Source organism: Pectobacterium polonicum (assembly GCF_005497185.1).
Lineage (GTDB): Bacteria > Pseudomonadota > Gammaproteobacteria > Enterobacterales > Enterobacteriaceae > Pectobacterium > Pectobacterium polonicum.
Window position 1 is genome coordinate 153,646 of sequence record NZ_RJTN01000002.1, and the last position, 20,203, is coordinate 173,848.

Annotated in this window: 19 protein-coding genes; 9 read left to right on the forward strand and 10 right to left on the reverse strand. The window is 48.6% G+C overall.

What is annotated here, in order from left to right; translation table 11 throughout:
- Positions 1–708: 708 nt before the first annotated feature.
- From oppA (EDI29_RS03055) to oppF, 6 genes are all read left to right on the forward strand, one after another.
- Positions 709–2,307, forward strand: a complete 1,599-nt coding sequence (gene oppA, locus EDI29_RS03055) for an oligopeptide ABC transporter substrate-binding protein OppA (RefSeq protein WP_137739929.1) — start codon at positions 709–711, stop codon at positions 2,305–2,307.
- Positions 2,308–2,498: 191 nt separating this feature from the next.
- Positions 2,499–4,136: an oligopeptide ABC transporter substrate-binding protein OppA gene (gene oppA / locus EDI29_RS03060; protein WP_137739668.1), complete on the forward strand. Its 1,638-nt coding sequence runs from the start codon at positions 2,499–2,501 to the stop codon at positions 4,134–4,136.
- 54 nt (positions 4,137–4,190) lie between these two features.
- Positions 4,191–5,111: an oligopeptide ABC transporter permease OppB gene (gene oppB, locus EDI29_RS03065; RefSeq protein ID WP_005968711.1), complete on the forward strand. Its 921-nt coding sequence runs from the start codon at positions 4,191–4,193 to the stop codon at positions 5,109–5,111.
- Between the two features lie 11 nt (positions 5,112–5,122).
- Positions 5,123–6,031 carry an oligopeptide ABC transporter permease OppC gene (gene oppC, locus EDI29_RS03070; protein ID WP_137739669.1) on the forward strand — a complete coding sequence of 303 codons (909 nt, stop codon included), beginning with the start codon at positions 5,123–5,125 and terminating at the stop codon, positions 6,029–6,031.
- Between the two features lie 11 nt (positions 6,032–6,042).
- Positions 6,043–7,038 carry an ABC transporter ATP-binding protein gene (oppD, locus tag EDI29_RS03075; RefSeq protein ID WP_107170413.1) on the forward strand — a complete coding sequence of 332 codons (996 nt, stop codon included), beginning with the start codon at positions 6,043–6,045 and terminating at the stop codon, positions 7,036–7,038.
- A complete protein-coding gene (gene oppF / locus EDI29_RS03080; protein ID WP_137739670.1) occupies positions 7,035–8,063 on the forward strand; it encodes a murein tripeptide/oligopeptide ABC transporter ATP binding protein OppF in 1,029 nt (342 codons plus the stop codon). The genes oppD and oppF overlap by 4 nt, the downstream gene beginning before the upstream one ends.
- Before the next feature lie 243 nt (positions 8,064–8,306).
- Here oppF and EDI29_RS03085 read toward each other — a convergent pair whose 3' ends face one another.
- Both EDI29_RS03085 and cls read right to left on the reverse strand, forming a co-directional pair.
- Positions 8,307–8,630: an HI1450 family dsDNA-mimic protein gene (locus EDI29_RS03085; protein WP_005968702.1), complete on the reverse strand. Its 324-nt coding sequence runs from the start codon at positions 8,628–8,630 to the stop codon at positions 8,307–8,309.
- Between the two features lie 55 nt (positions 8,631–8,685).
- Positions 8,686–10,146 (reverse strand): cardiolipin synthase, encoded by a 1,461-nt coding sequence (gene cls, locus EDI29_RS03090; protein WP_137739671.1) that lies wholly within the window; start codon positions 10,144–10,146, stop codon positions 8,686–8,688.
- 302 nt (positions 10,147–10,448) lie between these two features.
- Here cls and EDI29_RS03095 point away from each other — a divergent pair, with 302 nt between their 5' ends.
- The gene (locus EDI29_RS03095) at positions 10,449–10,625 is read left to right on the forward strand and encodes a YciY family protein (protein WP_133169874.1); all 177 of its coding nucleotides are present in this window, start codon (positions 10,449–10,451) and stop codon (positions 10,623–10,625) included.
- Positions 10,626–10,716: 91 nt separating this feature from the next.
- Here EDI29_RS03095 and EDI29_RS03100 read toward each other — a convergent pair whose 3' ends face one another.
- Complete coding sequence (locus EDI29_RS03100; protein ID WP_137739672.1) at positions 10,717–12,390, reverse strand: Tar ligand binding domain-containing protein; 1,674 nt, start codon at positions 12,388–12,390, stop codon at positions 10,717–10,719.
- Between the two features lie 130 nt (positions 12,391–12,520).
- Entirely contained in the window at positions 12,521–12,817 is a 297-nt protein-coding gene (locus EDI29_RS03105) for a YciI family protein (protein ID WP_137739673.1), read from the reverse strand.
- 250 nt (positions 12,818–13,067) lie between these two features.
- Between EDI29_RS03105 and tonB the strand changes: the two genes are divergently transcribed.
- Positions 13,068–13,823, forward strand: coding sequence for a TonB system transport protein TonB (tonB, locus tag EDI29_RS03110; protein ID WP_137739674.1), 756 nt, complete (start codon positions 13,068–13,070; stop codon positions 13,821–13,823).
- 110 nt (positions 13,824–13,933) lie between these two features.
- Here tonB and yciA read toward each other — a convergent pair whose 3' ends face one another.
- From yciA to EDI29_RS03125, 3 genes are all read right to left on the reverse strand, one after another.
- Positions 13,934–14,356 (reverse strand): acyl-CoA thioester hydrolase YciA, encoded by a 423-nt coding sequence (gene yciA, locus EDI29_RS03115; protein ID WP_010275288.1) that lies wholly within the window; start codon positions 14,354–14,356, stop codon positions 13,934–13,936.
- Positions 14,357–14,378: 22 nt separating this feature from the next.
- Positions 14,379–14,945, reverse strand: a complete 567-nt coding sequence (locus EDI29_RS03120) for a septation protein A (RefSeq protein ID WP_137739675.1) — start codon at positions 14,943–14,945, stop codon at positions 14,379–14,381.
- A gap of 198 nt (positions 14,946–15,143) precedes the next feature.
- Positions 15,144–15,896 carry a YciC family protein gene (locus tag EDI29_RS03125; RefSeq protein ID WP_137739676.1) on the reverse strand — a complete coding sequence of 251 codons (753 nt, stop codon included), beginning with the start codon at positions 15,894–15,896 and terminating at the stop codon, positions 15,144–15,146.
- Between the two features lie 347 nt (positions 15,897–16,243).
- Here EDI29_RS03125 and ompW point away from each other — a divergent pair, with 347 nt between their 5' ends.
- A complete protein-coding gene (ompW, locus tag EDI29_RS03130) occupies positions 16,244–16,876 on the forward strand; it encodes an outer membrane protein OmpW (RefSeq protein ID WP_137739677.1) in 633 nt (210 codons plus the stop codon).
- Between the two features lie 212 nt (positions 16,877–17,088).
- On the opposite strand, the gene EDI29_RS03135 is transcribed toward ompW, so the two are convergent.
- The 3 genes from EDI29_RS03135 to trpB form a co-directional block, all read right to left on the reverse strand.
- Positions 17,089–17,808 carry an oligogalacturonate-specific porin KdgM family protein gene (locus tag EDI29_RS03135; protein WP_107170404.1) on the reverse strand — a complete coding sequence of 240 codons (720 nt, stop codon included), beginning with the start codon at positions 17,806–17,808 and terminating at the stop codon, positions 17,089–17,091.
- Between the two features lie 385 nt (positions 17,809–18,193).
- Positions 18,194–19,000: a tryptophan synthase subunit alpha gene (trpA, locus tag EDI29_RS03140; RefSeq protein ID WP_137739678.1), complete on the reverse strand. Its 807-nt coding sequence runs from the start codon at positions 18,998–19,000 to the stop codon at positions 18,194–18,196.
- The gene (trpB, locus tag EDI29_RS03145; RefSeq protein WP_193555636.1) at positions 19,000–20,193 is read right to left on the reverse strand and encodes a tryptophan synthase subunit beta; all 1,194 of its coding nucleotides are present in this window, start codon (positions 20,191–20,193) and stop codon (positions 19,000–19,002) included. Before trpB ends, trpA begins: the two co-directional genes overlap by 1 nt.
- Between the last annotated feature and the right edge of the window lie 10 nt (positions 20,194–20,203).

Below are 20,203 nucleotides of genomic sequence, written 5' to 3' on the forward strand. Positions count from 1 at the left end.
ACACCATTCAGCATAATGGTATTGATAATGACTATCATTAATAAAGAAGAGGCAGAGATTTCCCTACCTAAAATGGAGTGGCTGGGGGGCGTTAGCGTCAATGCGGGGTACTACCCATTCGTATAAAACATGTTCGTATAAATAGCGCTTATATCTTAATCGAATGCGTTATTTTTGCATGCTGCCTATAGCAGCGGAAGGGAGTGACAGTGGCGAGCTACGGTAGTAATGAAATTGTTAAAATAATAACATTTTGGTCAGATAATGACGCGGACAGGTAAGCACTCATCATCATTTTTGTGCTGTGAAAATGATGAAATCCACTACGATGTTTTTTTGCTCAAAATCTATAAATTGCTGAATATTTAAAAATTACTTGAAGTAAAGCATAAAAAACATTGATTATCATGGGGTTAATTATTGTATCACCGTGTTGTAATGAAAATTATATCGGGCTGTGGTGAAGAAAATTAAGCAACATCAATGTAAAAATATTGGCGAATGTGTCTGCTTTTGATAGCTTCGAGTGTCGACCTGTTATTCGTTATATACTCATAAAATAATCTTATGATTTATTTGGATAATGGGCGATCTTTTCTGCTCTATGTGATGGCGATCTTTAGGCATAGAGTCCGGTATGGCGTTGTATCAAGACAGGGGCGTTATAAAGTGAAAACTCGCAAAACAAAACGATACTTTGTTACCAGTATGATTGCCGCAGCAGTGATGGCGTCATGCGTGAATGTTCAGGCTGCTAATGTACCCGCCGGTGTTGAATTGGCGAAAGAACAGGTTCTGGTGAGGAACAACGGTGCTGAAGTGTCATCGCTGGACCCTCACAAAATAGAAGGCGTACCGGAATCCAACGTTGCGCGCGATCTCTATGAAGGGTTGGTGATTTCCGACCCGGACGGACACCCGATTCCTGGTGTGGCTGAGCGCTGGGAAAGCAGCGATTTTAAAGTCTGGACGTTCCATTTACGTAAAAATGCCAAGTGGTCAAATGGCGACCCCATTACCGCCCAGGATTTTGTTTATAGCTGGCAGCGTCTGGCCGATCCAAAAACGGTATCCCCTTACGCCAGCTATTTGCAATATGGCCATCTGTTGAATATTGATGACATTATTGCCAGTAAAAAATCGCCTGATACGCTGGGTGTAAAAGCACTCGACGAGCATACGCTGGAAGTGACGTTAAGTGAGCCGATTCCTTACTTCTATAAATTACTGAATCACTCCTCCTTGTCTCCGGTGAATAAAACGGTGGTGGAGAAATTTGGTGATAAATGGACTCAGCCGGAAAATTGGGTGGGGAATGGTGCTTATCGTCTTAAGTCCTGGGTCGTAAATGAGCGGTTGGTGCTGGAGCGTAATACCCAATATTGGGATAACGCCAAAACCGTGATTAATCAGGTCACCTATCTGCCGATTGCCTCTGAAGTGACGGATGTTAACCGTTACCGCGCGGGTGAAATTGATGTCACCAATAATAAATTACCGATCGAACTATTCCAGAAGCTAAAAAAAGAAATCCCACAAGAAGTTAACATCAATCCCTATCTCTGCACGTATTATTACGAAATCAATAACCAGAAACCGCCATTTAATGATGTACGGGTACGTACGGCGCTGCGCATGGGGCTCGATCAAGACATATTGACCAATAAAGTTAAAAATCAGGGCGACATTCCTGCCTATGGCTATATCCCTCCTTTTACCGACGGACTGAAAGCACATACCCCAGAATGGTTTACCTGGCCACAGGCGAAACGTAATGAAGAAGCGAAAAAGCTGTTGGCGGAAGCGGGTTATACCGCAGAGAAACCGCTGACGTTTAATTTGCTCTATAACTCGTCAGATTTACATAAAAAGCTGGCCATTGCGGCAGCCTCGGTCTGGAAACAGAATCTGGGCGTTAACGCGAAGCTGGAGAATCAGGAGTGGAAAACCTATCTCAGCACGCGTCATCAAGGGGATTATGATGTTGCTCGTGCTGGATGGTGTGCAGACTATAACGAGCCCACCTCGTTCTTGAATAGCATGTTGTCAGACAGCAGCAACAATACGGCGCATTATAAAAGCGCGGTGTTCGACAAGCTGATGGTGCAGGCTGTTCAGGCAAAAACGGATGAGGAACGTGCGCAGATTTACCAGCAGGCGGAATCTCAGCTAGATGAAGATGCGGCGATCGTGCCAGTCTATTACTACGCCAATTCCCGACTGGTCAAACCTTATGTCGGTGGTATTACCGGTAAAGACCCGTTGGATAACATTCGGGTGAAAGATCTCTATATCATTAAGCATTAATCCGCTGCTGTTTACGGTTTGATGCAAATGAATTGAGCGAGCAGCGATTAATTTGGTGTTTACTCTATGCTTACCCATTCCTACTATGTGGGAATGGGTGTGGGGTGAATCGATTAATCGTTTTTCTCACAGGGCGCTAACTCAGGAACCGTGCAGGTATCACTAACACGGAAACATTACAGGAGAAAATAATGACACACATCACAACTAAAAAAAGAATAGCGGCCGCTATTATTGCGGCATTGAGTAGTACGATGGCTGTTTCTGCCTTTGCCGCGACCGTTCCCGCAGGCGTTCAGTTAGCAGAAAAACAGGAGTTGGTTCGTAACAACGGTGCGGAAGTATCCTCCCTCGATCCGCATAAAATCGAAGGCGTACCCGAATCTAACGTGTCGCGCGATCTGCTGGAAGGGCTGGTCATTTCTGATGTTAACGGCAAAACCAGCCCTGGCGTAGCGGAAAGCTGGGATAACAAAGAGTTTAAAGTGTGGACATTCCACCTGCGCAAAGATGCCAAATGGTCAAATGGTGAGCCGGTTACCGCGCAAGACTTCGTCTACAGCTGGCAGCGCCTAGCCGATCCCAAGACGGCATCGCCTTACGCCAGCTACCTGCAATATGGTCATCTGCTGAATATCGATGACATCATCGCCGGCAAAAAATCTCCAGATACGCTGGGTGTGAAAGCGGTCGACGATCATACGTTGGAGGTCACGCTTTCCGAAGCCGTCCCTTACTTCTATAAGCTGCCTGTTTACGCGGCCATGTCGCCTGTCAATAAAGCGGCGCTTGAGAAATTTGGAGATAAGTGGACGCAGCCACAAAACTGGGTCGGTAATGGCGCCTACAAGCTGAAAAGTTGGGTTGTGAACGAAAAATTGGTACTGGAGCGTAACCCGCAATACTGGGATAACGCGCATACTGTGATTAATCAGGTGACTTACCTGCCTATTTCTTCGGAAGTGACTGACGTGAACCGCTACCGCAGCGGTGAAATTGATATGACATACAATCAGTTGCCGATTGAACTCTTTCAAAAGTTAAAGAAAGAGATCCCCGATGAAGTGAAGGTTAACCCATACCTGTGCACTTATTATTACGAAATTAATAACCAAAAGCCGCCGTTTAACGACGTTCGGGTGCGTAATGCGCTGCGCATGGGCATAAGTCAGGATATTCTGACCAATAAAGTGAAAAATCAGGGTGATATTCCAGCCTATGGTTTTGTACCGCCGTATATTGATGGTTTCAACGCTCAGACCCCTGAGTGGTTCACCTGGCCACAAGAAAAGCGTAACGCAGAAGCGAAGAAACTGCTGGCAGAAGCCGGTTATACCGCAGACAAACCGTTAACGCTGAGCCTGCTGTACAACACATCCGATTTGCATAAGAAAATGGCTATCGCTGCGGCCTCTATCTGGAAACAGAATATCGGCGTAGACGTTAAGCTGGAAAATCAGGAATGGAAAACCTATCTGAGCAGTCGCCATCAAGGTAACTACGATCTCGCCCGTGGTGGATGGTGTGCGGACTACAACGAACCGTCAACGTTCCTCAACAGCATGCTGTCAGATAGCAGCAGTAACACCTCGCACTATAAGAGCAAAGAGTTTGATGCACTGGTTGCGAAGTCCTTGCAGGTGAAAACCGATGAGGAACGTGCAGACGTTTACCAGCAGGCTGAAGCTCTGCTGAATAAAGACGCGGTTACCATACCCGTCTATTACTATGCGAATACCCGTTTGGTGAAGACGTATGTTGGGGGCTTAACAGGCAAAGATCCCCAGGATAATGTCTACGTGAAAGATCTTTATATCATCAAGCACTAATAATAATGGCTGGCGGCACGCAACGATGTCGCCAGCCTTTTATAGGTACGAGCAATGTTAAAATTTATCCTTCGCCGCTGTTTAGAGGCGATCCCAACACTATTTATCCTGATCACCATCTCATTCTTCATGATGCGATTGGCACCTGGCAGCCCTTTTACCGGTGAGCGTAATTTACCACCGGAAGTGATGGCGAATATTGAGGCCAAATATCATCTGAACGATCCCATACTGACGCAGTACGGTAACTATTTACTGCAATTGGTGCAGGGTGATTTTGGTCCTTCTTTTAAATACAAAGATTATTCCGTGAACGATCTGGTCGCGACGTCTTTCCCGGTTTCTGCAAAATTAGGGTTCGCCGCATTCATTCTTGCCATTGTTTTTGGTGTGAGTGCGGGTGTGATCGCTGCACTGAATCAAAATACGAAATGGGACTATACCGTGATGGGCTTTGCCATGACGGGGGTGGTTATTCCCAGCTTTGTCGTCGCACCGCTGCTGGTGCTGATTTTCGCTATTACGCTACGTTGGTTGCCTGGCGGTGGCTGGAACGGCGGGGCACCGAAATACATCATTTTACCGATGGTGGCGCTGTCTTTGTCTTATATCGCTAGCATCGCGCGTATCACCCGAGGTTCGATGATCGAGGTCTTACACTCTAACTTTATCCGCACGGCACGCGCCAAGGGGCTGCCGATGCGTCGTATTGTCCTGCGCCATGCGTTAAAGCCCGCATTACTGCCGGTACTTTCCTATATGGGGCCAGCGTTTGTTGGGATTATTACTGGCTCAATGGTGATCGAAACCATCTTTGGCTTACCCGGTATCGGGCAACTGTTTGTGAATGGTGCGCTGAACCGCGATTACTCACTGGTATTGAGCCTGACGATTTTAGTCGGCGGCTTAACCATTTTATTTAATGCGATCATTGACGTGCTCTACGCTGTTATCGATCCGAAAATTCGCTATTAATTGGGGGCGCTATGTTTTGGAATCGAAAAAACGTTGAAGCGTTAGAGAACTTCACCGAGCAGTCTGAGATTGAAGGGCGCAGCCTGTGGCAAGATGCGCGCCTGCGTTTTATCCATAATCGCGCGGCGCTGGCTAGTCTGTTTGTTCTGGCTGTGATTACCCTTTTCGTGGTGTTTGCGCCGATGCTGTCTGCATTTGACTACGCTGATACAGATTGGGGAATGATGTCAGCCGCACCGGATATGACGTCTGGACACTATTTCGGCACGGATTCTTCAGGCCGCGATCTGCTGGTCCGCGTTGCCATCGGTGGCCGCGTTTCGCTGATGGTCGGCGTGGCTGCCGCGCTGGTCGCTGTGATCGTCGGGACGCTGTATGGTGCGATGTCCGGTTATCTGGGGGGGAAAGTGGACTCGGTGATGATGCGTCTGCTTGAGATCCTCAACTCATTCCCATTCATGTTCTTCGTTATTCTGCTGGTCACGTTCTTTGGGCAGAACATGCTGCTAATTTTCGTGGCTATCGGTATGGTGTCCTGGCTGGACATGGCGCGTATCGTGCGCGGCCAGACGCTGAGTCTGAAACGTAAAGAGTTCATTGAAGCGGCAATGGTTTCTGGCGTCTCCACGCGCGGCATCGTTTTACGTCACATTGTTCCTAATGTGCTCGGTGTGGTGGTGGTTTACGCCTCTCTGCTCGTACCAAGCATGATTCTGTTCGAATCCTTCCTGAGCTTCCTCGGTCTGGGAACGCAAGAGCCGTTAAGCAGTTGGGGTGCCTTGCTGAATGATGGTGCGAACTCAATGGAAGTGTCGCCGTGGTTACTGTTCTATCCGGCGGCGTTTCTGGTTGTCACGCTGTTTTGTTTTAACTTTATCGGCGATGGCCTGCGTGATGCCCTCGACCCGAAAGATCGCTGAGGAGCATCAACATGAGCAAAATTGAGTTAACGGGTGCGCACGACGCGCTGCTACATGTTCAGGATCTGCGGGTAACGTTCAAGACGCAAGATGGGGACGTGACGGCGGTTAACGACTTGAATTTCACGCTCAATGCCGGTGAAACACTGGGGATTGTCGGTGAATCAGGTTCGGGTAAATCGCAGACGGCATTTGCGCTGATGGGATTGCTGGCTCGCAATGGTCGCATTGGTGGTTCGGCGCGTTTTCGTGGCAAAGAGATTCTCAATTTACCTGAAAACCAGCTGAATAAACTGCGTGCTGAAGAAATCAGTATGATTTTCCAGGACCCGATGACGTCACTGAACCCTTACATGCGCGTCGGTGAACAACTGATGGAAGTGTTGATGTTGCACAAACGCCTGAGCAAAAGTGAAGCGTTTGAAGAGTCGGTCAAAATGCTGGATGCGGTCAAAATGCCGGAAGCGCGTAAGCGGATGAAAATGTATCCGCATGAGTTTTCCGGTGGGATGCGTCAACGCGTAATGATCGCGATGGCACTGCTGTGTCGTCCGAAATTGTTGATTGCCGATGAACCGACAACGGCATTGGATGTGACGGTTCAGGCGCAGATAATGACGTTGTTGAACGAGCTGAAGCGTGAATTTAATACTGCCATCATCATGATCACCCATGACCTGGGTGTCGTCGCGGGCATTTGTGACAAAGTGCTGGTCATGTACGCGGGACGCACCATGGAATATGGTGTCGCACGCGATGTCTTTTATCATCCGAGCCATCCGTATTCCGTCGGCCTGCTCAACGCCGTGCCGCGCCTGGATGCGGAAGATGAGGTGCTGGCGACCATTCCAGGTAATCCGCCTAACTTATTACGTTTGCCGAAAGGGTGTCCGTTCCAGCCACGCTGCCCGTATTCAATGGATGTCTGCCACAGTGCACCTGCACTGGAATCTTTTGGTGATGGCCGCTTGCGCGCCTGCTTTAGAGCGATTGAGGAGGTGGTATGAACAACGCGGACGAAAAAAAGGTGTTGTTAGAAGTGGACGATCTGAAAGTTCACTTTGATGTCAGAGATGATAAACAGTGGTTCTGGCAGCCGCCGAAAAAACTGAAAGCGGTCGATGGCGTAACGCTGCGCTTATATGAAGGTGAAACGCTGGGCGTGGTAGGGGAATCTGGCTGCGGTAAATCTACGCTGGCGCGTGCCATTATCGGGCTGGTAAAAGCGACTGACGGACGCGTCACCTGGTTGGGGAAAGACCTGCTGGGCATGAGCGCCGATCAATGGCGAGCGGCACGTAGCGATATTCAGATGATATTTCAGGACCCGTTGGCGTCGCTGAATCCGCGTATGAACATTGGTGAAATTATTGCCGAGCCGTTGAAAGTTTATCATCCAGAGCTTGATCGGCAGGCGGTAAAAGATCGTGTGAAAGCGATGATGCTGAAGGTTGGGCTGCTGCCTAGCCTGATCAACCGTTATCCACATGAATTCTCTGGTGGGCAGTGTCAGCGTATTGGTATCGCCCGCGCGCTGATTCTGGAGCCGAAGTTGATTATCTGTGATGAACCGGTTTCTGCACTGGACGTATCGATTCAGGCACAGGTGGTTAACCTGCTGCGCCAGTTACAGCGTGAAATGCGCCTGTCGCTGATTTTCATCGCTCATGACTTATCGGTAGTGAAACACATTTCTGACCGCGTATTAGTGATGTATCTGGGTCATGCAGTAGAGCTGGGAACCTACGATCAAGTCTATCAAAACCCGCAGCATCCCTATACCCGCGCACTGATGTCCGCGGTGCCGATTCCCGATCCCGATCAGGAACGTAACAAGAAGATACAGCTACTGGAAGGGGATTTGCCTTCACCGATCAATCCGCCATCCGGTTGCGTGTTTTGCACCCGTTGTCCGGTTGTCGGCCCTGAGTGCTCGAAAACCCGTCCATTACTGGAAGGGAGTTTTGCGCACGCCGTCTCGTGTCTGAAGGTCGATCCGCAGGCGTTGTTACCGGAAGCAGAAGCGCAGTAACCCGTTTTATCGGTTACCGATGTAAAAAAGGCGTCTCCTGCGGGAGACGCCTTGCATTGCTGACAATGTACGTTGAGCGTTGATAATGGATAGATCGTAAAGACGCTGTGAATACATCCCTGTACGCTCGAGCCGCGACATCCCTGTCGCGGACGCTTTACTCTTCTATTCCATTATCACCGTTTTCTTTTCGTAAATAGAATTACCCGCGTTTTCAGACGCTTTGCATTGAGGCGAAACGAATTATTCTTTCCACAAAATGTGGCAAAGTTTGTGATCTTTTTCCCGGCAAATCAGCACGCGGGCAAAAATATCAGTAATTTCTTCACCGTCTTGTTCTGCCAGCCCAATCACGACTTCGGCAAAGAAATCAGGATTCAGGTCGAAATCAACGTGCTCAGCCCAGTCTTCAGCGGGGTCAAATAATTCAGCACCGCCGCGCTCTTCGAATTGCAGGTTGAAAAGCAAAATATCTGCCGGATCGAGGTTGTCCGCCGCCAGTTCTAAGAAGATATCGTAGGCCTGTTCCAATGCTTCGTCTTCGGTCAGGCGATTATTTAAATCCATAAAGCGATTCCTGTTAATTCCCAATAGCCTTATTAGAACACGGGAAAACGCGTATTTATAGCAGGGGGCTGAAAAAGTAGAACAACCGCTCGACGATGCGTTGCCAGTAAGGACGATTTTGCCACTGCGCTGCGTTTAACAGGCGTGAGCGGGCAATATAATCTTCCTGCACGCAGGCTAAATCACTGCCGAACCCCGCATCATCGATCACCAGCGTAATTTCAAAATTTAGCCACAGGCTGCGCATATCGAGATTTACTGTGCCAACCAGGCTAAGCTGCCCGTCGACCAGCACGCTTTTGGTGTGCAGCAGTCCGTCCTTGAATTGATAAATTTTTACGCCTGCGGCCAGCAGTTCCGTGAAGAACGCACGGCTGGCCCAGCCGACCAGTACGGAGTCGTTTTTGTGTGGCACAATAATACTGACATCGACCCCGCGCTGGGCGGCGGTACAAATGGCATGTAGCAGGTCATCGCTGGGGACAAAATAGGGGGTTGTCATGATCAACTGCTTACGTGCCGAATACACGGATGTCAGCAGCGCCTGATGAATCATTTCTTCAGGGTAGCCAGGGCCTGAAGCAATAACCTGAATGGTGTGGCCGCTCTCCTGCTCGAACGGCATAACGTTAACATCTGGCGGCGGCGGAAGCAGGCGTTTACCCGTTTCCATTTCCCAGTCACAGCAGTAAATAATGCCCAGCGTGGTTGCTACTGGGCCTTCAATACGCGCCATCAGATCAATCCATTGCCCAACGCCTGCATCCTGCTTAAATAAGCGAGGATCGACCATATTCATACTACCGGTATAGGCAATCCGGTTGTCGATCAGGATAATTTTACGATGCTGTCGCAAATCCATACGGCGCAGGAAAGCACGGAATAGATTCACTTTCAGGGCTTCGACCACGTCTATTCCGGCGGTACGCATAAGTTCGGGGTGATGCTGGCGGAAAAATTGGACGCTGCCAGCCGAGTCCAGCAGAATACGGCAATGTACTCCGCGTCGTGCAGCCGCAATCAGGGAAGAGGTAACTTGCTCGACCAGTCCACCGGATTGCCAGATATAAAACACCATCTCAATGTTGTTACGTGCAAGTTCAATATCACGTAATAGCGCCTTAATGGTGTCATCAAACGTAGTCATCAACTGCAACTGGTTGCCTTTGACGCCACCCACCCCTTGCCGACGTTCACAAAGCTGGAATAGCGCGCTAGCGACTTCGCTGTTTTCCGTTGCGAAAATACGGCGGTATTCCTTTAATTCGCGCAGCCATTTAGCTGTAGATGGCCACATTTTACTGGCACGTTCAGCTCGACGTTTGCCGAGGTGGAGTTCGCCAAACGAAAGATAAGCGACAATACCGACAAGTGGCAGAATATAAATCACCAGCAGCCAAGCCATCGCTGAAGGCACAGCCCGGCGTTTCATCAGAATACGCAAGGTCACACCCGCGATCAGCAACCAGTAGCTAAAAACCAGTAACCAACTTATTACGGTATAAAATGTCGACATAAAAGCAGCACAGTTCCCTTCTGCAAAGAATTAACAAAGTGTACGCATAGATCTATAAAAGGGGAAATGCCTTTCCTCTGAATCTCACCGTCATACTTCAAGCTGCATGTACGTTGGCTGCGATACTCGGTACTCGCCCTGTGGGACAACGCTTCACGTTGTTCAAAGCGCTAACGTTTTGTCCCGCACTCGAATTATTTAGGGGATAAAAAAGAGAATGGCAGAGAGGGCGATTCACTGATTGTTGTCACGCAGCAGGGGGGTATAATGCCCAACGCGAGTGGATTAACAAGAGTCGCATCATGAAACGCAGTCGGAATGAAGTGGGCCGTTGGCGGATGTTACGTCAGGTCCAGCGTAGAAGAGGCCGTTGGTTGGAAGCGCAATCGCGTACTTACCGCCATATTCGCTCTGCTCGTTATTTGCAGCAGAAGCACCAACGGCGGGCATTACTCTATGCGGTAGCTTACGAGTGGTAAGTCAGTGAGAAAAATAGCGACCCGAAGCATGGTCGCTATTTTTTATCACGGCATGTTGCTATCAAGGCACCGGTTTATTCCGTCATCGGGTTTATCCCATCATTGGAATGCGCTGAGCCATTTCTCTCTGGTCAATCATCGAATTAACGTCATGTTCTGTCGAGGGAAGGATAAACAACGATACCGAGGTACTGAGACGTTCCGTTTGCGCCAACAGTGAGGTGAAGGTGTGTGCGGAGGCTTCAACCTGACCCGCATTTTCTCTGACGGTATCGTTCAGCGTGCTGAGTCGGGCAGTCACTTCATGAATGCTTTCATTTTGCTGATGTGATATTTCCGAGATCTCGCTCAGAAACGTGCCCGTTCCTTTCGCCGTTTGGATGATGTTCTGTAGGCTGTCATTCAGCTTGTTTACCAGCCGCGTTCCTGCGGTTACGCTGTTATCTGAATCACGGATCAGCACATTAATGTTCTGTGCAGAGTGGCTGCTTTGCGAAGCCAACGTGCCGACCTCTCGTGCGACAACGGCGAACCCGCGTCCCATTGCCCCAGCCCGCGCGGCTTCAATCGCTGCGTTCAACGACAAAATGTGCGTCTGGAATGCTACGTTCTCAATCATCCCAATAGCTTCCGTCATTTCTCGCGTTCTGCCTGCGATATCTGACATCGCCGCTTTGACGTCATTCATCATCGTTTCACCCTGTGTGGCAATTTTACTGGTGTCTTCCGCATGCAAATTAGCCTGTTGGGTATGCAGGGTATTTTGTTCCAGATGTTGGCTGAGCTGAATAATGTGTTCAGTTGTGGCTTTAAGTTCTCGTGATTGGCGATTCGCCTGTTCGGAAAGCTGTTGGTTATCCGCAGCGACGCGATCGACTTGTGTCACCATGTGGTCAACGCCCTGACGAACTTGATTGACCAATGTAACCAGACCTTCCTGCATTTGAATGACGTTGGTATTGAGCTGTTCAACTTCGCGTGTACCGTGGGTTTCTGTGTTGACCGAGTGAGATAGATCGCCTGCGGCGATCCGTTTTAAATGGGTAATAATTTGTGTCAGCGGACGAATAATGACCCGATTAACGCCAACCCACACGGCGATTGCGATCGCCAATAAGAGGCCTAACACCGTGATAAAAATGGTTTTTGCACGATCGAGAGAGGATAAGAATTGTTGGCCATGCTGCTTTTGTAGTGCATCGGTATCTTGCAGATAGTGCGAATACTTTTGAGTAAAATCGCTTTGGTAGGCCTGAACCGGGACAGCAAAGAAAATATCGATCTGATTGGTGGTTTTGATTCCCTCGGCCAGCTCGACAAGCCCGGAATAAAGCTGGTTGTAACTTTTTTTCAAATCGACAAAGGCTGGCGTGTCTGCTTCATTCGTCGTGGCTGTTCCCAGTAATTGGTAGTGCGCTTGTGCCTGTTTTAGAGAGACTTCCGCTTCATCCATCAGGCTATGCCAGCTGCCTTCAGAACCTGTTTCTTTATCTACCAACAGATAAATACCCGCGCGGTTGAGCTTGTCGCTGGCATTCATCACTTCCATCCGTGCTTTATCCATTACCGCTTGTTGCTGGCGCAGACTCTCGTTTGCGGAAATATCCTGTCTAACTTGAGTCATCGTTTGAGAAATGACGCCGATAGAAACCAATTGCAGTAAAGAAAATAGCCCAATGATCAATAACAATCCGGAGAGAATACTTAGGCGATGACGGCGGCGGATAGTAGCAATTCCGTTTCGCAAAACCGCAGGCATTAACATGATTGTTGACCCTCTATAGATGAATAGCGGTCAAACTATCACGGTTAAATGACTAAAATATTTCAGCTTTTAGCGGAGAGGTAAGGGCCATGGTTTTCTGGTGCAACCATGACCTATATCAATTGAACCCTTAAAACACCTTTTTGTAGGGTTTCACGCTGACGTGTTTGTAGACGCCAGCCGCGATGTAAGGGTCAGCATTGGCCCATGCCGTAGCTTCATCCAGCGATGCGAATTCGGCGATAATGACAGAACCGCTAAAACCAGCCTGGCCGGGATCGTCGCTATCGATAGCGGGTAAGGGGCCAGCAGTAATCAGCCGACCCTGATCGCGTAATACCTGTAAACGGGCAAGATGGTCTGGCCTGACCGACAGGCGTTTTGCTAGGGAATCAACATTATCTTCAGCATAAATGACATAGAGCATAGCGGCCTCACAGGTAGGAAGGTAAATTCTCGCGTTCGGGATTCCGGGTAGGGTTCCCCAACGGCCAAACACTATCGGTAAGAGAAACGTGTTTCTACCATCATACGTGATGTTGTTCGAGGACAATAGGTTGATTTGCCAGAGTAATCCCCCCACGATTTCTGTTTTTTTTACAATTCCACGGGTTGTTATTGAATATGATTGCTATTTGCATTTAAACTTGGGCGGCATAAGAGGATAAAGACAGACTATGCCGCAAAAAAAATTTTTTCTAACCCGTCGTTACTCATGGCCATTCATACTTTCAGTTGGTTTTCACGGTTCACTGATTGCAGGTTTGCTGTACGCTTCGTTTAATAATTCCATTGAATTACCGCAGGAGTCTAAACCCATCAGCGTTGTGATGGTGAATCCTGCGGCCTACGAAGCGGCACCTGCTGCCAAATCAGCCCCTGAACCCGAGCCCATTAAGCAGCCAGAACCTGAGCCGGAACCGATTCCAGAACCGGAACCCGTGCCGCAGCCAGTCGCGATACCGTTACCTGAACCAAAACCCAAGCCGAAACCTAAACCGGAGCCCAAGCCCGTGAAGAAGGTTGAGCAGCCGAAGCCGGTTAAGCGTGAACCAACCGTTGAAAAACAGCCGCCTTCGCCGTTTACCAGCGAAGAGCCGACGCGCAATGTCAATAATGCGCCAGTGAAACAGGCACCTGCACCAGCAGCAAGTTCACAGTCGAGTGGACCACGTCCGCTGAGCCGCGCGCAGCCACAGTATCCAGCCCGTGCGTTCTCGTTACGCGTTGAAGGTCGAGTGAAAATGCAGTTTGATGTGGATGAATCTGGGCGCGTTGACAACGTTCGGGTACTTTCTGCTGAGCCGCGCAATATGTTCGAGCGTGACATCAAACAGGCGATGCGTAAATGGCGTTACGAAGCGAGCAAGCCAGGTAAAGATCTGGTTGTGACTATCGTGTTTAAAATTGATGGCGGGGCGGCGGTCGAATAATACCCGGCAATACATAAAAAGAAACGGGGCATCGTCTTTGATAGATGATGCCCCGCTTTCGTTATAGAACGGGTGAAATCGTGCCGATTCAGCAAGCGCTCAGCCTGATATTACTCGCTTGGCGTGAAGTTGCTTTTACCCGCTGGCAGTTCACGTGGATGCCCTTCTTCATCAACGGCGACGTAAGTGAATAACGCTTCGGTGGCCCGGTAGCGCTGACCAATCGGCTCAGACGAGACTTTTTTTACCCAGACTTCAACGTTGACATTGATAGAACTACGGCCAGTGCGTAAGCAACGCGCATAACAGCAAACCACATCGCCGACGGCAACCGGTTTGAGGAACGACATCCCATCAACCCGTACAGTAACGACACGCCCTTCGGCGATTTCTTTCGCCAGAATGGCACCGCCGATGTCCATTTGTGACATCAACCAGCCGCCAAAAATATCCCCGTTCGCATTGGTATCAGCTGGCATTGCCAGCGTACGGAGAACCAGTTCACCCTGTGGTAACACGTTTTGTGTGCTCATTGTGTATGCCTCGGTTTAGCGACTACGGTTGCTCGCTTTTTTCTTCTTCTGATTTCTCGTGGTCGTTAGGTAAGTGGCGATAAATATAGACGCCACAAACCAGCGTAAACAGCAGCGTCACACCGGTTAGTCCAAAGACTTTGAAATTTACCCACACGCTTTGCGGTAGCCAGAAAGCAATATAAATGTTAACCAATCCGCACACCAGAAAGAACATGGCCCAGGCGAAATTCAGTTTCCCCCAGACAGGCTGCGGTAAGGTCAACTCTTTACCCAGCATCTTCTGAATCAGAGTCTGTTTCATGACAAACTGGCTAACCAGCAGGGCAATGGCAAACAAGGCGTAGATGATGGTCACTTTCCACTTAATAAACAGATCATTATGGAATACCAGCGTTAGCGAACCAAAAACGACGACCATCGCAAAGGTGACCAGCGTCATTTTCTCTATTTTACGGTACATCATCCAGGTGACTGCGAGTGACAGCGCCGTTGCCGCAATCAGTGCACCCGATGCAATATAGATGTCATAAAGTTTATAGGCCGCAAAAAAAACGACCAACGGTATAAAATCAAGAAGTTGCTTCATTATGTCAATCCATCACTCAACTGTGTCGTAATCATAACCCGCAAGAGTTACCCGATAGCGCATGCCATTATCCTTTATTGTGGATCACCATTCCCGAGATATTGTAATAATTTGCAGAAAATTACGAATGGGTCGGTAACGGCCAAGGGATTGCGAAGCCTATACCACCACAGGTGTGGCATAGGCCGGGAGCGGTAATTACGCACGCAGCAGCATATAAAGGCGGAACAGATAAATGAGCAGGATCGCGGAGATCAGGTTGCCCAAGCCGTTCAGAACCACGCCGAGCACGGTCGGTGAGGAAATCGGTAACTTCGACACAATCAGCAAAATAGCGATTTTAGCCAGTAGCCACATCACGATGGCAGGTGCGGTTGCACGCAGGTTACCGTAAGCCAGTTTGGCACTCACTTTAATGGCATTGAAAATCCCGCTTTTTTCCGTAACGACAATGATGGGTGACAAACTCAGCGCAATAGCGAGCAGCACGCCAGGAATGACCAGAAGCATCATGCCAAGCTGGATGAGCAGGGTGCACAGCAGGATCAGGATAAGCAGACGCAGTAAAAAAGGTGCAGAGGCGCCAATGGCACGCAGTGCACTGGTGCGGTGTCCGTCAGAAACCAACTGAATCAGCATCAGAATCCCGCCCGTCAGCAGCGCATTGCCTACTAACGCAGCAAAGGTGCCGGCTGCCGACATTTTCAGTAACACGGTTTGTTGTTCCGGCGTCATCTGCTGAATCAAGTCCATTAAGCCTGATTCGACAGAAGATGACAGATCGCTGCTGGAACTGCTCAGAATCTGTAACTCGTCTCCAGAAGGCGATAGCGCATGATTCAGTATGACAGTAATGAATGCCGTCAACAGTGACATCATTAAGATGCTGATGAACTGGTTACGGGTAAAATTCATCGTGTCACGGTACAACGTGTTAGCCGTGATAGGCATGAAGGCTCCTTGAAAAAGATAAATCGACAGAAAGAACTTAACTCGCGATTGTAACCTGTTAATTCGCGCTGTGGCACCCCGTTGGCGATGCAATGCTGTTTTTCCTTTCGTTGAGGATCAATGTGGTAGGGGTAGCCGTCGCCATTTTCCTCATCACTCATGACGTAATTTATTCGTCATGCTGTTTTTGATCTGAATCAATTTCATGAATTTTAATTGGTTAGTGATAAGTGATTTGGTTCAATCTGAACGTAAAACCTTTAAAGGATGTGATCTGGCTTAAAACAATAATACCCATTTAGGGGTATCTTTTGCTCGAAATTTAAACCCTATAAATGGAGTGGGTAATGAAAAAAACATCTTTCTTATTGTTGGCAGCGGCGCTCATGCCTGCATTTGCGCAGGCTCATCAAGCGGGTGATTTTATTGTTCGGGCGGGAACGGCGACTGTGCGTCCTGCTGAAAGCTCGGACAACGTGCTGGGATTGGGGGAGTTTCAGGTTAGCAACAATACTCAACTGGGTCTGACTTTCAGCTACATGGTGACGGACAACATTGGTGTTGAGTTGCTCGCCGCTACGCCGTTCAAACACAAAGTTGGCACACCGGGTACGGGAACGATTGCAGAAGTTAAGCACCTGCCACCGTCACTGGTAGCGCAGTACTATTTTGGCGATGCGCAAGATAAATTACGTCCTTATTTAGGCGTTGGTCTGAACTATACGATGTTCTTCGATGAGAAATTCAATGATACGGGGAAAGGTGCGGGTTTGAGCGATCTGAGCCTGAAAAATTCCTGGGGTATTGCGGCGCAGGCAGGGTTGGATTACAACCTGGACAAGAATTGGCTAGTAAACATGTCCGTATGGTGGATGGATATTGATACTGATGTGAAATTTAAAGCCGGTAACGATCAGCAAAGTATCCATACTAAACTTGATCCGTGGGCCTTTATGTTTGGTGTAGGCTATCGCTTCTGATTGTTAATTTAATTTGATGTGAAGAATAAAAAATTTCCGAGAGAAATTTTTAACGTTGCGTGAGCAACGGTCCGTAAGGGGGCGGCCAGGGATGGCACGCCATAAAAAAACGGCGACGTAAATAACGTCGCCGTTTTTATAGACAGGAAATAACAAACCAATAAAAATAACGCTATTTGCTATTAAATCTATTTTCTATATGGCGTTAGCCATTAGAAATTGTATTGCACACCAACGCGGTAACGAGTTTGGCGCTCGTCAGTCGTTTTACTGCCAATCACGTTGCCGACTTCAGCGTAAGGCGTCCAGTTTTTGTCATATTTGTACGCTAATTTAACGTTATGAGTGAGGCCGTAGTTGTCGTTGTCGGCGAGGTAACCAACAGAACCGGCTTTGGTTTTCTTGTCGTATTCAAATTCGTATTCAACCACAAAGTTCGCAGGCAGTTTATAACCCAGCGTACTGGTGATGGTATAGCCTTTCATATCTGAAGGGGCTGTAGTACCGATGCTGTCACTTTTGCGCAGGTAAGATGCACGGTAGCGCAGACCATAGTACAGTGAGTCGGTAATATTAGCCGTACCTTTGACATAAGGACGGTAGTTGTTGTCTTTTGAAGAAGACACCATGTTTAAGCCCGCTTCAACGCCAAAGGTTTTGTCAAACTTGTACTGGTAGCTAGCGGTGACTTCAGTACCGTTGCTGACTGGCTCGTTATACGGTTTATTTGGTGTTTTATCTGCGTCTGATTGGCCCCATTTTGCTTCCATTGACAGGCCAAAGCCGTTGTCAAAACGGTGGGACATCAGCAGGCGATCTTTATGGTCGTTTTTTGCTGAATCATTCATCTCATGACGATAGTCAATCGTAACAGCCATGGAGCTTAAGCTGATTAAGGAAGTTACCATCATCGTCAATATTTTAACTTTCATTTTATTATCCCATGTTGAAGAGAATTATTATTTAAAAAACGCGCTGCCACTTTGTTCAGCGATTTCATTCTATTTATTTTATCTTACAGTAATGTGAACAAGATCTTCAAAAAGAGAATTTTTTAAATGATCTCAATTCTGTGATTTTCTTCTTGTTTTATTTATGGGATTTATGCGGATTAAAAAATACTGGGAAATTAATTTATTTATTTGATGCGGAATTAAATAATTATTTCAATTTGAAAAGATTACTTACAATTATTGAAATTTGGAAATTAAATAATTATTGAATATATTTCTCGTCAGTAAAATAAGAAATAATTTGAAACACTATTCGGCGCGCGACATTGCTTGCGCTAAGTACAAATCGCGCGCCTGAAACGTGTTATGAACGCGTAGCCGCTTTCATTTCACTCACAAAGGTGTGTAACTCTGACAGCATTAAGCTGGGCTGGTTCAGATTTTTTTCAATAATCCGCACGATCGCTGAGCCAGAAATAGCCCCCGCGGCACCTGACGCGAGTGTTTCTTGCACTTGAGTCGGATCGGAAATGCCAAATCCTTGCAGTGGTGGGGCAGCATGATACGCATTCAGTTTGGCAACCAGATGATTCAGCGGTAGTTGGGCGCGTTTTTCTGCTCCTGTCACGCCTGCGCGTGACACCAGATAGGTGTAGCCACGGCCATAAGAGGCGATCTCGCGCAATAGTTCATCATCAGCATTAGGCGGGCAGATAAAGATGGGGGCAATACCGTGTCGTAGCGCTGCCGTACGGAAAGGGGCCGATTCCACCACGGGAACATCCGCCACTAACACCGAATCGACGCCAACCTCGGCACAACGCTGATAAAATTCATCGATACCATTGCTGAAGACCAGATTGGCATACATCAGCAGGCCAATCGGAATTTCTGGGTATTTCTGACGTATGGTCGCCAGCATCTCGAAACATTGCTCTGGCGTGACGCCTGCGGCAAAAGCGCGCAGATTAGCTGCCTGAATGGTCGGGCCATCCGCCAGCGGGTCAGAAAAGGGCACGCCTAGTTCCAGCGCATCGGCACCCGCGGCAATCAGCGTATCGATAATTTTCAGTGACTGCTCAGGAGAGGGGTCGCCCAGCGTGACAAACGGGACGAACGCGCCTTCTTTTTTCTCTGACAGGCGTGCAAATAGCTGTTGGTAGCGCTCCATTACATTTCTCCCCGATCTTTCAAAATATCGTGCACGGTAAAGATGTCTTTATCACCCCGACCTGACAAATTGACCACCAGCAGTTGCTCTTTCTCCGGCTCTGCTTTGATCATCTTCAAGGCATGTGCTAATGCGTGGGAGGATTCCAGTGCAGGAATAATACCTTCACTACGGCAGAGTGCTTTGAAGGCATCCAGCGCTTCATCATCGGTAATCGAGACATAGTCGGCACGACCAATGCTATTCAGGTAGGCGTGCTGCGGCCCTACGGACGGGAAATCCAGTCCGGCAGAAATAGAGTAGGACTCTTCTATTTGCCCGTCAGACGTTTGCATCATCGGGGACTTCATACCAAAATAGATACCGACGCGGCCATGCTTTAACGGTGCACCGTGTTGCCCAGATTCAATGCCTAAACCGCCGGGTTCAACGCCGATCAGACGGACATCAGTATCAGCGATAAAATCAGCGAACATCCCAATGGCGTTCGAGCCGCCGCCGACGCAGGCTAGAACGGCATCCGGCAGACGACCTTCTTTTTCCAGGATCTGCGCTTTCGTTTCTTCGCCAATCATGCGTTGGAATTCGCGTACGATCGTTGGATAAGGATGCGGACCTGCTGCTGTTCCCAACAGATAGTGTGCGGTGTCATAGCTGCCGGACCAGTCACGCAGGGCTTCGTTACAGGCATCTTTCAGCGTGGAAGAACCGCTATGAACCGGAATCACTTCGGCACCCATCAGACGCATGCGAAAGACGTTCGGCGACTGGCGCTCGACGTCTTTTGCACCCATATAAACGCGGCATTTTAGGCCAAGCAGGGCGCAAGCCAGCGCCGTCGCGACGCCGTGTTGGCCCGCGCCGGTTTCAGCGATGATTTCGCTTTTGCCCATGCGTTTAGCAAGCAATGCTTGTCCAAGTACCTGATTCGTTTTGTGCGCGCCGCCGTGCAGCAGATCTTCACGCTTTAGGTACAACTTCGTTTTCGTCCCTGCCGTCAGGTTCTGGCACAGGGTTAATGCTGTTGGACGACCTGCATAGTTTTTCAGCAGGTCGGTAAACTCGGCCTGAAATTCAGGATCTTTTTGTGCGCTGACGAAAGCTTCTTCTAACTGGCGTAACGCCGGGATGAGGATCTGCGGAACAAATTGTCCGCCGAATTCACCGAAGTAAGGGTTGAGTAATGTCATAATTTTCCCGTCT